14 protein-coding genes are annotated in these 12,037 nt (G+C 40.1%); 9 read left to right on the plus strand and 5 right to left on the minus strand.

What is annotated here, in order from left to right; all coding sequences use genetic code 11:
- The first annotated feature begins 5 nt into the window (after positions 1–5).
- The 6 genes from lon to cysE are packed head-to-tail and all read left to right on the plus strand — an operon-like array spanning position 6 to position 5,184.
- Complete coding sequence (gene lon, locus ACXJIE_RS06865; RefSeq protein WP_456480225.1) at positions 6–2,333, plus strand: endopeptidase La; 2,328 nt, start codon at positions 6–8, stop codon at positions 2,331–2,333.
- 17 nt (positions 2,334–2,350) lie between these two features.
- Positions 2,351–2,944 carry a flagellar basal body P-ring formation chaperone FlgA gene (gene flgA / locus ACXJIE_RS06870; RefSeq protein WP_456480226.1) on the plus strand — a complete coding sequence of 198 codons (594 nt, stop codon included), beginning with the start codon at positions 2,351–2,353 and terminating at the stop codon, positions 2,942–2,944.
- Positions 2,941–3,459 (plus strand): UbiX family flavin prenyltransferase, encoded by a 519-nt coding sequence (locus ACXJIE_RS06875; protein WP_456480227.1) that lies wholly within the window; start codon positions 2,941–2,943, stop codon positions 3,457–3,459. The genes flgA and ACXJIE_RS06875 overlap by 4 nt, the downstream gene beginning before the upstream one ends.
- Positions 3,460–3,924 (plus strand): pantetheine-phosphate adenylyltransferase, encoded by a 465-nt coding sequence (gene coaD / locus ACXJIE_RS06880; RefSeq protein ID WP_456480228.1) that lies wholly within the window; start codon positions 3,460–3,462, stop codon positions 3,922–3,924.
- Positions 3,924–4,505, plus strand: coding sequence for a dTMP kinase (gene tmk, locus ACXJIE_RS06885; protein WP_456480229.1), 582 nt, complete (start codon positions 3,924–3,926; stop codon positions 4,503–4,505). The genes coaD and tmk overlap by 1 nt, the downstream gene beginning before the upstream one ends.
- Positions 4,483–5,184 (plus strand): serine O-acetyltransferase, encoded by a 702-nt coding sequence (gene cysE / locus ACXJIE_RS06890; protein WP_456480230.1) that lies wholly within the window; start codon positions 4,483–4,485, stop codon positions 5,182–5,184. The genes tmk and cysE overlap by 23 nt, the downstream gene beginning before the upstream one ends.
- On the opposite strand, the gene ppk2 is transcribed toward cysE, so the two are convergent.
- On the minus strand, positions 5,181–6,089 hold the full coding sequence (gene ppk2 / locus ACXJIE_RS06895; protein WP_456480231.1) for a polyphosphate kinase 2: 909 nt from the start codon (positions 6,087–6,089) through the stop codon (positions 5,181–5,183). The two genes, cysE and ppk2, sit on opposite strands and share 4 nt — an antisense overlap.
- A gap of 86 nt (positions 6,090–6,175) precedes the next feature.
- Between ppk2 and ACXJIE_RS06900 the strand changes: the two genes are divergently transcribed.
- From ACXJIE_RS06900 to ACXJIE_RS06910, 3 genes are read left to right on the plus strand one after another with little or no spacing between them, the layout of a single operon-like run.
- Positions 6,176–7,342, plus strand: coding sequence for a pyridoxal phosphate-dependent aminotransferase (locus ACXJIE_RS06900; RefSeq protein ID WP_456480232.1), 1,167 nt, complete (start codon positions 6,176–6,178; stop codon positions 7,340–7,342).
- Positions 7,339–7,620: a Dabb family protein gene (locus tag ACXJIE_RS06905; RefSeq protein ID WP_456480233.1), complete on the plus strand. Its 282-nt coding sequence runs from the start codon at positions 7,339–7,341 to the stop codon at positions 7,618–7,620. The genes ACXJIE_RS06900 and ACXJIE_RS06905 overlap by 4 nt, the downstream gene beginning before the upstream one ends.
- A 1-nt stretch (position 7,621) precedes the next feature.
- Complete coding sequence (locus ACXJIE_RS06910) at positions 7,622–8,650, plus strand: GGDEF domain-containing protein (protein ID WP_456480234.1); 1,029 nt, start codon at positions 7,622–7,624, stop codon at positions 8,648–8,650.
- On the opposite strand, the gene ACXJIE_RS06915 is transcribed toward ACXJIE_RS06910, so the two are convergent.
- From ACXJIE_RS06915 to ACXJIE_RS06930, 4 genes are read right to left on the minus strand one after another with little or no spacing between them, the layout of a single operon-like run.
- Positions 8,640–9,224: a DedA family protein gene (locus tag ACXJIE_RS06915; RefSeq protein WP_456480235.1), complete on the minus strand. Its 585-nt coding sequence runs from the start codon at positions 9,222–9,224 to the stop codon at positions 8,640–8,642. The two genes, ACXJIE_RS06910 and ACXJIE_RS06915, sit on opposite strands and share 11 nt — an antisense overlap.
- A 9-nt stretch (positions 9,225–9,233) precedes the next feature.
- Positions 9,234–9,986, minus strand: a complete 753-nt coding sequence (gene xth / locus ACXJIE_RS06920) for an exodeoxyribonuclease III (RefSeq protein WP_456480236.1) — start codon at positions 9,984–9,986, stop codon at positions 9,234–9,236.
- Positions 9,987–10,010: 24 nt separating this feature from the next.
- On the minus strand, positions 10,011–11,393 hold the full coding sequence (locus ACXJIE_RS06925) for an FAD-binding oxidoreductase (protein ID WP_456480237.1): 1,383 nt from the start codon (positions 11,391–11,393) through the stop codon (positions 10,011–10,013).
- A gap of 1 nt (position 11,394) precedes the next feature.
- Positions 11,395–12,018, minus strand: a complete 624-nt coding sequence (locus ACXJIE_RS06930) for a plasminogen-binding N-terminal domain-containing protein (RefSeq protein ID WP_456480238.1) — start codon at positions 12,016–12,018, stop codon at positions 11,395–11,397.
- Positions 12,019–12,037: the final 19 nt, after the last annotated feature.

Here is a 12,037-nt window from a genome sequence, read left to right on the forward strand (position 1 = left end):
GAGACATGACATTAGAAAATTACAGCGAACTGCCGAGTATCATACCGGTGCTTAAAGAAAAAGAGCTTATTTACCCTTTTATGATAATACCTATTTTTCTTGAAAACAAAAACGACATAATAGCCGTTCAAAAAGCGATCAACGACCATTCCCTGCTTTTCATTTCCGTAAACGACGAAGCGGGCACATACGGAACCATAGGAACAATCATAAGAAAGGTAACCCTTCCGGAAGGAAGGGTCAAAATCCTTTTTCAGGGGCTTACAAGAGGAAAAATCCTAGAAATTACGGATAAAAACCCCACCCTCGCCCTTATTGACAAAGTGGAGCCTTTTACCAAAGCCGAACAAAAAGAGATAAGCGCCCTTCTTGAAACCCTTAAAGAACACATCATAACTCTGAGCGAACTGAGTCCATTTTTCCCTAAGGATTTTATAAAAATAATAGACAACAACTCCGACGCCGACAGAATCATAGACATAATAGCAAGCTCGCTCAAACTGCCCGTTGAAAAAGGGTACGAACTGTTCAAAGAGACGGACACGCATGAAAGGCTTATAAAATTAATACATTTTATTCTCGAAGAGATAGAATCGATAAAACTTAAAAACGAACTTTCAAAAAAAGTTATGGAACAGGTCCAGGAAGCGAACAGGGAGCATCTTTTAAAACAGCAGCTTAAACTCATCCAGCAGGAGCTCGGTATAACGAACGAACTCGAAGAGGAAATCAAAGAGTATTATGAAAAATTGGAAGAGCTCAAACCCCATATGCCCGAAGACGCTTATGTGGAAATAAAAAAACAGATAGACAGGCTCTCAAGAATGCACCCGGACAGTGCGGAAGCGACAACAACGCAGAATTATATAGAATGGGCGCTTGAGATACCTTTCGGAAAATACGCCAAAGAGGATTTCAGTATCAAAGAACTCCAGCAAAGACTCGATACGGATCACTGGGGTCTGAAAAAGCCGAAGGAAAGAATCGTAGAATATTTCGCCGCTAAAGAACTTGCGAAACTCAGGGACAATGAATTCAACGGAGCGATACTCTGTTTTGTAGGACCTCCGGGAGTGGGTAAAACATCCCTTGCGAACTCCATTTCAAAATCCCTCGAAAGGGAACTTGTAAGAATAGCCCTCGGGGGACTCGAAGACGTAAACGAGCTGAGGGGACACATAAGAACATACATCGGTGCAATGCCGGGGCGTATCGCACAGGGGCTTATAAACGCAAAACAGATGAACCCCGTAATGGTTTTGGACGAAATAGATAAAATCTCAAGATACAGGGGCGATCCCACAGCCGTTTTACTTGAAATATTAGATCCCGAACAAAACAGCGAATTCAGGGATCTGTATCTTAATTTCAACCTCGATTTGAGCAAAGTGCTTTTTATTGCGACGGCGAACGATCCGAGCACCATCCCCGCACCCCTTAAAGACAGAATGGAGATGATTTTCGTGGGAAGTTACACTCCTCAGGAAAAATTCGAAATTGCAAAAAGATACCTAATTCCACAGGAGATGAAAAAACACTCGCTTAAAAAAAGCGAAATAGTGATAACCGACAAGGCGCTAATCGAGATCATAGACAAATACACCAAAGAAGCCGGAGTGAGAAACCTAAGACGCGTAATTGCAAAAATTATGAGAAAAGCCGCTTTAAAAATAATTCAGGGGGAAAAACAGGTTCGGGTGAGTATTAAAAACCTTGAAGAGTTTTTGGAAAAAGGATATTTCGGAGTCGACACCATTGATAAAAAAGACAAAATCGGAGTCGTAAACGGCCTTGCCTGGACACCGGTAGGCGGTGACGTCCTTAAAGTCGAAGCCGTAAAATACAGGGGAAGGGGCCAGGTGATTCTTACGGGACAGCTCGGCGACGTTATGAAAGAGAGCGCACATATAGCATATACGCTTATTAAAGTTTTAATAGACGGTAAAAAATTAAAAGTAGCCGAACGCTCAAAAGAGCCGGTATATTCCAAATACAACATACATATCCACGTACCGGAAGGCGCCATTCCAAAAGACGGTCCGAGCGCAGGTATTACCATGACCACCGCAATAGCGAGTCTGTTTACGAACAAAAAAGTAAAAGCGGACGTGGCGATGACGGGGGAAATAACCCTAACGGGCGACGTTCTTCCGATAGGAGGGCTTAAAGAAAAACTTATTGCGGCTTTTAAAGCAAAAATAAAAACCGTGCTTATCCCTCAGAAAAATTACGAAAGAGATTTGGACGACATTCCGGACGAAGTGAAAGAAGGGCTTGAGATAATACCCGTTAAAAGAATCGAAGAAGTGCTAAAACACTCGTTAATTAATTGAAAATGGAGAATGGAGAATTGAGAATCATTGTTTTTTTCATTCCTCTTTTTCTTTTTGCTTCCGTCAAAAAAGAAATAATAAACTTTTACAAAAAACACTATCCTGCAATAAAAATCGAAAAAATAACCTCAAACAGGCCGTTTCCCGAAAAATACAAACATATAAGTTTTAAACTTGCAAATTACAAACTGCCCTCCTCCACCCTGATAATAGACGGAAAATACTATTTTTATACGATTAAAGCCAAAATAAAGGTTTTTACGGCCCGGAAAATAATCCGAGTCAACGAACCCATCAAACCGAATGTGACGCTTAAACTGATAAATTTCAGAACCTTTTACTCAAAACCGCTTGATAAAATACCTGAGAACCTTATCGCATCGAAAATCATTTCTAAAAATTCGGTCATCAATGAATCGAACACCAAAATAAGACCGTTAATACTAAAAGGCGAAACCGTAAACGTCGTTTTTGAAAACAAAAACATCGAGATCTTTTCAAAAGGGGAAGCGTTAAACGACGCAAACGCGAACGAAACCGTAAAAGTTAAAATAAACGCCAAAACATACACGGGAATTGCAAACAAAACGAAAGAAGTGGTAGTAAAATGAAAAAAACACTCGTATGTATAAGCGGGGCGAGCGGGGTCGCCCTCGGTCTTAAACTTTACAATTTAATCCCGCCGAATTACGAAAGATACCTAATCGTAAGCGAACACGCGAAAACCGTGTTCGAAAGGGAAGAAAACATATTCTTAAACAGCGATATCGCCGCCCCTCCGGCAAGCGGGAGTTTCGGTATAGACATCACTTTTATGGTGCCGTGCAGTATGAACACGCTTGCGAAAACAGCCCTCGGCATTGCGGACAATCTGATTACAAGAAGCGCGCAGGTGGCAATCAAAGAGAAAAAAAAGCTTATCATAGCGCCGCGGGAAATGCCTTTTAGCGAAATCCATCTCGAACATATGCTAAAACTCTCCCGTCTGCAAAATGTTATAATAGCACCTCCGGTATTCGGCTATTACAACAAACCAGAAAGTATAGAAGATATTGAAATGTTTTTAATCGGAAAATGGTTCGATTTGGCGGGAATTGAAAATAATCTTTTTAAAAGGTGGAAATAAATGTATACAAAAGCTATATACCCGGGAACGTTCGATCCCGTTACAAACGGTCATCTCGACATTATTAAAAGGGCATGCAAAATGTTCGATAAAATAATCGTGGCCGTTGCCGACAACAAAGACAAAAAAACAATGTTTTCCCTTGAAAAACGGGTGGAATTTATGAAAAAAGCAACGGCTGACCTGCATAAAATAGAAGTGGAAAGTTTTAACTCCCTGCTTGTAGATTTTGCAAAAGAAAAAGAGTGCAAAATCATAATAAGGGGGCTCAGGGCGGTAAGCGATTTCGAATACGAACTTCAGATGGGGTATGCGAATAAAAGTTTAGACAGTGAAATAGACACGATTTATTTAATGCCTAATCTTGAAAACGCCTTTATCTCCTCAAGCGTGGTAAGAAGCATTTTGAAATACAGCGGCAACGTTTCACACTTGGTACCAAAAGAAATTATTAAGGATTTATAATGTACATTGCAATCGAAGGCATCGACACCGCCGGTAAATCGACCCAGATAGAACTTTTAAAAAAAGAGGTTAAAAACGTTCTGTTTATAAAAGAGCCGGGATTCACACCTTTCGGAAAAAAAGTGAGAGAAATTATTTTCAACGACGAAATATCTAAAAAAGCGGAACTTTTTATGTTTCTCGCGGACAGGGCGGAAACTGTTGAAAAAATCGTCAAACCCAATATCGGCAAAAACATAATAACGGACAGAAGCGTCATAAGCGGCATAGCGTACGCCATGGAGTTTTTCGATTTCAATATGCTCGTAAACCTGAACAAATTCGCCACGGACGGCATTTTCCCCGAATTGGTGATAATTTTAAAACTTGACGAAAACACCCTCAAATTCAGACTTTCCCAAAAAACACACGACAACATAGAAAAAAGAGGTGTGGAATATCTTCTAAGAATTCAGGACAATATGATTGAAGTGTGCAACAGACTTGAAATTCCCTATCTGCTGTTAAACGCATCCAACAAAGAAGACGAAATACATTTTCGGATAAAAAAGGTTATCGGTGAGTATATGGAAACTTATTAAAAAGGATTTTGCCGCGGTAAAAGACAGGGACCCGGCTTTTAAAGACAAAGCGGAACTTTTTTACGCCTACCCCGGAATATGGGCGCTTGTCAGTTACCGAATCGCAAACACCGTATATAAAAAGGGTTTTAAAAGGTTTGCGCGATTTATAATGGCGCTAAACCAGTTTTTTACGAATATGGACATACATCCCGGTGCTACGATAGGCGAAAACGTATTTATCGACCACGGCATAGGCGTAGTTATCGGTGAAACGACAGTCATAGGAAACAACGTAACAATTTATCAGGGTGTCACCTTAGGAGGGGTCAGCCTCAATCCCGGAAAAAGGCACCCCACTATAGAAGACGACGTAACAATAGGAGCTGGTGCCAAAATACTCGGAAACATCACAATAGGCAAAGGAAGCAAAATAGGTGCGAATTCCGTCGTCGTAAAAGATGTACCGCCATATTCCACCGTAGTCGGCATTCCGGGCAAGGTGATAAAAAGAAAAGACTACTCCCCGCTCGGACACGACAAACTGCCCGATATTGAAAAAGAACTTTTCGAATATCTGATGGACAGAATAAGAATACTTGAAGAAGCCGTCATAAACAGCGACAAAAATATCATCGAAAAAGACGAGGAGATAGAAAAAAAATACAGAGACTATCTCGAAGCCCTCAAAAACCGTTAATCGAGCTGAAGATTTTTTCTGTGATATCTCTGTACCACATCCGGATCCGGATGTAGTGAAACTTTCGCCTCTTTTTTACCCTCATAAGGTATTTGAGACAGAACGTACCTGATACTTTCGAGCCTCGCCGTTTTTTTATCGTTGGAATTGACTATTATCCATGGCGAATAGCTCGTGTGAGTACGGCTGAACATCTCCTCTTTATAATGGGTTATTTCATCCCACATTTCCTGCGCTTTCTTATCAACCGGTGAAAGTTTCCACTGCTTAAGAGGGTTTTTCATTCTCTCTTCAAATCTTTTTTTCTGTGTTTCCTTTGAAATGCTGAACCAGAATTTAATCATTATTATACCGTCGTCTATAAGCGCGTGTTCGATTTCCGGAACCTCCATCATAAATTTTTCATACTGCTCGGGCGTACAGAATCCGAAAACCGGCTCCACTATCGCCCTGTTGTACCAGCTTCTGTCAAAAAAAACAATCTCCCCGGGATCCGGCAGATGTTTGAAATATCTTTGAAAATAAAACTGTCCGCTTTCAACTTCCGTAGGTTTCGGAAGCGCCACGACCCGATATTTTCTCGGATTGAGATGCTCCGTAAAACGTTTAATCGCTCCGCCCTTTCCTGCGGCGTCCCTGCCCTCGTATATAATCATAACCCTTTTTTTGTTTTCAAACACCCAGTTTTGAAGCTTTATAAGTTCAATCTGCAGCCTTATAAGTTCTTCTTCGTATTCAACGTCTCTTAAAACCTTTCTGAGTTTTTTTCTTCTTACCAGACCTTTAAGCCCCGTTTTAGTCCGCAGTTTTCTGAACGCATCTTCTAAAAAATCGAGCTTTTTAAGAAGTTCTTCGTTTTTAATCTCTTTTTTTAATTCCTCAATTGTGTTAAACAGTGTTTTCATATATATCCTTTTTTTAACCTTCATATAATAAATCGGCAAAATCGAAAAAATATTATATAATTATGATAAAAATATAAGGGTAAGAAATGTTAAGCAAAAGAATTGAAAAACTCTCCCCCTCGCTGACAATAGCGATATCTCAAAAAGCGAGAGAACTTAAAAGTGCGGGAAGGGACATTCTGGCGTTCAGTGCCGGGGAACCCGATTTCGACACACCCGAAATAATAAAAAAAGAAGCCGTAAAAGCCATAAACGAAGGATTTACGAAATATACATCCGTAGCCGGAATTCCGGAACTTTTGGAAGCGGTGAAAATCAAACTCAAAAGGGACAACAACCTTGAATACTCCACGGACGAAATAATCGTCAGCAACGGAGCGAAACAGTCGCTGTTCAACATTATGGCTTGTCTGATAGAAGACGGCGACGAAGTTATTATTCCGGCGCCTTACTGGGTAACCTATCCGGAGCTTGTGAAATACCACGGCGGTGTTCCCGTAAGCATTGAAACAACCGAGAAGACATATTTTAAAATCACACCGGAAATGCTCAAACAGGCAATAACTTCCAAAACGAAAATGCTCATTTTGACAAGTCCGAGCAATCCGACAGGGGCGGTTTATTCAAAAGAAGAACTAACAGCGCTTGCAGAGGTTTTAAAAAATACGGATATTTGGGTCGTAAGTGACGAAATGTACGAAAAACTGATTTACGAAGGCGAATTTACGGCAGCGGCAAGCGTAAGCGACGATATGCTTCAAAGGACGATAACCGTCAACGGCCTGAGCAAATCTCACGCAATGACCGGATGGAGATTCGGTTACCTCGCAAGTAAAAACAAAGAACTTGTAAAAGCTATGATAAAACTGCAGTCCCAAATGACTTCCAACATTAACTCAATCACCCAGAAAGCCGCCATTCCGGCACTTCTCGGAAAAGCCGACGCGGATGTGGAAATGATGAGGAAGGAATTTAAAAAAAGAAGGGACTATGTATACAAAGCCTTTAACGACATAGAAGGCTTAAGCGCGGCAAAACCTCAGGGCGCATTTTATATATACGTAAACCATAAAAACATAATGGAGGAATCAATGGCTTTTGCCATGACGCTTTTAGAAGACAAAGGCGTGGCCGTAGTGCCGGGTATAGGCTTCGGAAGCGAAGGATACTTCAGATTTTCTTTTGCAACAGATATGGAAACAATCGAAAAAGGGATAAAAAGAATAGAAGAATTCGTAAAAGGTCTTAAATGATAAGGCATGTGGTTCTTTTCAAAACGGAAAAAAACGCGCCCTTGCAGGAGTTTAAGGAAAAAATAGAAAATTTAAAAAACCTGATTGACGAAATCGTTAAAATAGAAGTTGGAATAGACATAAGGTTTGATCCGGATTCTTCCGATTTCTGCGTCATTACGGAAGTAAAAAGTTTAAACGATTTAAAAATTTATGCACAGCATCCGGAACATCTTAAAGTAATTTCTTACGTAAAACCTTATATAAAAGAAAGGAAAGTGGTAGACTTCAAGGTATGATATGTTATTAACAAAACGGAAAAAGGTGGGGGTTTCAAACCATATACTCGTATTGCTCCTTGCCATACTGGGTATAATGGTGTTCAACGTTTATCTTCTGATAAACAAATCGGTATTATACAACGAAACCTGTCTGCTATACAAAATAAACCAGATAAAAGCGGCTGTTCAGAAATATACAAAACTGAAATTTATTGACAAAGAAACGGAATATTTAAAAAACTCGATAGACAACGATATAAACATCGTACACGAACTTATGCTTAAAAAATTAGAAAAAAACGGCACGAAGCATTATGTTTTTTACTATAAAAGCATCCTTAACAGCTGGAAGAAAATCAAAAACTCAAAAGACAAAAACGAAGTTTTAATTTACAGCGAAAAAAACTGGCGCAGCATAAACAAACTTTCCTCCCTTTTACAAAAAAACTATGAGTACCGGAATAACGAAATTATGAAAAAAATATCGTTTATCACCATTGTGATTACACTTTTGATTCTTGTAATAATACTAATCGTATACTTTCTGATTAAACACGGCCTTGAAAAAGAAAAAATAACCGACCCCCTTACAAAGTTATACAACCGAAGGTTTTTTATAGACAATTTCCACTATTTCGTCGAACTTTACGACAGATACAAAAGAACGTTTTCGATTATATTCTTAGATGTCGATAATTTTAAAAAAATCAATGATACTTTCGGACATCAAAAAGGCGACGAAGTTTTAACCGCCATCGCCAAACAGATAAAATCCCAGCTCAGAAAAACCGACCTGGCCTTCAGATACGGGGGCGAGGAGATAGTCGTCATACTGCCGGAAACGGAACTTGAAAAAGCGTATAAAATTGCAGAAAGAATAAGAAAAATAGTAAAAGAAAAAATAATAATAAACTCAAAGCCCGTAACAGTAAGCATAGGTGTAGGAACATACAGGGGAGAAGGGATGTTCGAATTTATCGAAAAAGTGGATTCGGCCGTTTACACCTCCAAAAAAGCAGGAAAAGACAGAGTCTCCCTCAGCGGTTAAGTTTGGTTTTTCTCAAATCCAAAAACACATAAACGGAAGCGATAATTATAACTCCCCCGAGTAAAAAAAGGCTTCCGTATACGGTTTCTTTGTGTGCGTGCTCCCCCGCACCGAAGAGATACCCAATCATTATCATAAAACCCACCCATATCAAATTGGCACTGAAAGTCAGCGGTACGAACCATCTAAGAGGCATATGAGACATTCCCGCAGGTATGGAAATATACTGTCCCAATCCAGGGGTAAGGGGGGCTAAAAACGCGGAAATTTTTCCGTGCTTGTTCCAAAAAACGTTTACCTTATGTAAAACCGGCTTGTCTTTTAACAGCTTTCCGGCCAGGTATTTCGCCAGAAAATAGTTAATTAAAGCACCGCTTAAAGAGCCGGCCGCACCGCAAAGCCATAAAAAAAGCAGATCTTTTTCCCCTTTTGCGGCGAGATATCCCGCCGGAAGCAAAACAAGTTCACTCGGTACGGGAATAAAAGTACCGACTAAAAGCATATAAAAATAAACTCCCGCATAACCTATGGAATTACAAAAATTAACCAGAAAATTCGCTATTTCGTTAAGCATAAACCGGCCTTACAGTTCCAAAACAACGGGTACGTGATCAGAAGGCGTGGGTTTTCTTTTTCTCCTTAAGGAAGTGAGAATTTTTAAATCCTTGACATTCCCGGCCAGAGCGGAAGAGAGAAAAATATAATCGAGCCTCATTCCTTCGTTTTTATAAACCTTAGCACCCCTATAATCGTAAAAAGTATAAACTTTTTCATCACCGTAGAATTTTCTTATAACATCAACAAACCCCATATTCAAAAGCCTGTTGATCATAGCTTTTTCCTCCGGCAAAAACGTAACTTCACCCTCCCAGATTTCCGGATCCCATACGTCAAGGTCGCTGTAAGCTACGTTCATATCCCCGCAAAGTATGACTTTGTCTTTTTTTAAATCGAATTTTTTAAGAAATTCAAAAAGTTTGTTGTAAAAATACATCTTATATTCAAATCTCTCCCCGTAATTGTCTCCTAAAGGAACATATACGTTTATAATGTGAATATCATCGATTAACGAATATATAAACCTTGCTTCTTCAAGCTCGCCTTCAAAGCCCTTTTGATATTTTTCAATAGGAAGTCTCGAGCAGACGGCCACACCGTTTAATTTTTTCTGTCCGTGAACTATGCATTCGAATCCGTCATCTATTTTGGGAAATTTTTCCTCCTCAACCTTGATTTCCTGCATACACAATATGTCAATGCCGTACTGGGCAATCAGATTTTGAACAATTTCAAGCCTGCTTCTTATCGAATTTACGTTAAACGTGCATATTCTCAATTTTCAATTCTCCATTTTGTATTTTTAAAGCCCCATTTTTCCGGGGTTCAGTATTCCGTTCGGATCAAAGGCGTGTTTTATTTTTCTAAAAAGATTCAGCTCCGCTTCGCTGAAAGCAAGTTTCATAAAAGGGGCTTTGCTTAAACCTATACCGTGTTCGCCGCTGAGTGTTCCGCCGAGTTCTATAACAAATTTGAAAATTTCCTCAACAGCCCGATAGCCTCTTTTCACCTCGTCTTCGTTGTTTCCGTCAACCATTACGTTTACGTGAATGTTTCCGTCCCCCGAATGTCCGAAACAAGGTGCCAGCACATCATATTTTTCGGCTATTGCGTAAATACCTTTTAAAGCCTCCGGAAGTTTGCTTCTCGGAACGGATATGTCTTCGTTGATTTTCTTACTGCCGTACATTGTAATGGAAGGCGATGCGTTTCTTCTTGCATACCAAATTTCATTTGCCTCTTCCTCGTTTTTAGCAATTCTGAACTCTTTCGCACCCTCTTCTTTAAAACTTTTCTCAAGTATCGAAAGCTGGTAATCAATCTCTTCTTCCACGTTTCCGTCAACATCCCCCACAAGCAGCGCCCCGGCCCAATCAGGCAAATCCACCCCGAGTTTCTCCCTTAGGGCTTTAACGACAAGGGCGTCCATAAATTCCATAGCGACGGGCATAGCCCCGCCTGCAAGCGACTTATAAACTGCATTCATCGCCTGTTCTACGTTTTCAAAAATTCCCATATATGTCTTTTTAAGCTTAGGCTTAGGAAGAAGTTTCATAGTGATTTCAGTAATTACCGCAAGCGTCCCTTCGCTCGCAATCAGTATTCCGGCCACGTTATAGCCCGCCACGTCTTTAATCGTTCTTTTTCCGGCTCTTATAATGTCACCGTTTGGCAATACAGCTTTTAAACTCATTACATAATCTTTCGTAAGCCCGTATTTAGCCGCTCTCATCCCGCCTGCGTTTTCACTGACATTACCGCCTATCGTGGAATAGTCCATACTTGCCGGATCAGGCGGGTAAAAAAGGCCTTTTTCCTCAACGGCCTTTTGAAGATCCGCATTAATAACACCAGGCTGTACCACGGCGACCATATCTTTTTCGTCAATTTCCAAAATTTTATTCATATACTTTTCAAGCGCTAAAACTATCCCCCCGTTTACAGGCAGAGCCCCTCCGGTAAAACCGCTTCCGGCACCCCTCGGAACGATTGATATTTTATTGTCGTTGCAGTATTTTAAAACTTCGCTAACCTCCCTTTCATCGGCGGGAAACACCACCGCATCGGGTTCGAAATGCTCTTTTGTGGCGTCATAAGAATACGCCCTCAGGTGCGGTTTGTCAATTTTCACGTCTTCTTCACCGACAATTTTTTTTAAAGCCTCTATATGTTTTGAATCAATCATTTTATTCCTTTATAAGACTTTTGTAATATTTGATCATATTTTTGCCATTTATACCCAATTTAGGATAAGTTGTAAAGAATACACCCTTGTATTTTACCCCGTTTCGGCCGTATTTTTTTACAGCGTAAAAACTAAAAGCATCCGTTTCGTAAATTTTGTCAAGAACAAAAACAATTCTGCCTATGTTAAGTTTTTTGGCAAAATTGACAAAATCCTTTTTTGTCGGAACTTCTTTTAAAAAAACGGCGAAAACGTCAGGATTTACAACCGTAAAGTTTTTGTATTTTTCCCTTGTTTTTAAATATGTCTCCTGATTAGGGGCAATTATCAAAACTCTGTCGTAGTCTTTTTCAAAAATTATCCTGTCGCCTTTTTTAACATGTACGAGAGGCAGGGCGAAAGCATTGTTTTTCAAATCGTCATAAACATACAGCTTCGCCGAATTACCGAGGCTTACAGCCCTTGCACAAATTATTTCTTTCCCCTCATACGGGCACATTACCACGCCGCTTACGCCTTTTTTGACGTATCCGTCCAAATTAACCGTATTGCCGTTTACGTTTTTCACCTTAACTTCATAACCGCTCAGCAGCACCGCTGCAAGCACCAAAAACAACCATCTCATAAGCATACCTCTTTTTTGG

It is taken from the genome of Nautilia sp., from assembly GCF_053994455.1.

What these genes read in the sequence shown, in the direction of transcription:
- lon (WP_456480225.1), top strand. Translation starts at nt 6, where the DNA reads ATGACATTAGAAAATTACAGCGAACTGCCGAGTATCATACCGGTGCTT.
- ACXJIE_RS06875 (WP_456480227.1), top strand. Translation starts at nt 2,941, where the DNA reads ATGAAAAAAACACTCGTATGTATAAGCGGGGCGAGCGGGGTCGCCCTC.
- coaD (WP_456480228.1), top strand. Translation starts at nt 3,460, where the DNA reads ATGTATACAAAAGCTATATACCCGGGAACGTTCGATCCCGTTACAAAC.
- tmk (WP_456480229.1), top strand. Translation starts at nt 3,924, where the DNA reads ATGTACATTGCAATCGAAGGCATCGACACCGCCGGTAAATCGACCCAG.
- ppk2 (WP_456480231.1), bottom strand. Translation starts at nt 6,089, where the DNA reads ATGAAAACACTGTTTAACACAATTGAGGAATTAAAAAAAGAGATTAAA.
- ACXJIE_RS06900 (WP_456480232.1), top strand. Translation starts at nt 6,176, where the DNA reads ATGTTAAGCAAAAGAATTGAAAAACTCTCCCCCTCGCTGACAATAGCG.
- ACXJIE_RS06905 (WP_456480233.1), top strand. Translation starts at nt 7,339, where the DNA reads ATGATAAGGCATGTGGTTCTTTTCAAAACGGAAAAAAACGCGCCCTTG.
- ACXJIE_RS06910 (WP_456480234.1), top strand. Translation starts at nt 7,622, where the DNA reads ATGTTATTAACAAAACGGAAAAAGGTGGGGGTTTCAAACCATATACTC.
- ACXJIE_RS06915 (WP_456480235.1), bottom strand. Translation starts at nt 9,224, where the DNA reads ATGCTTAACGAAATAGCGAATTTTCTGGTTAATTTTTGTAATTCCATA.
- ACXJIE_RS06925 (WP_456480237.1), bottom strand. Translation starts at nt 11,393, where the DNA reads ATGATTGATTCAAAACATATAGAGGCTTTAAAAAAAATTGTCGGTGAA.
- ACXJIE_RS06930 (WP_456480238.1), bottom strand. Translation starts at nt 12,018, where the DNA reads ATGAGATGGTTGTTTTTGGTGCTTGCAGCGGTGCTGCTGAGCGGTTAT.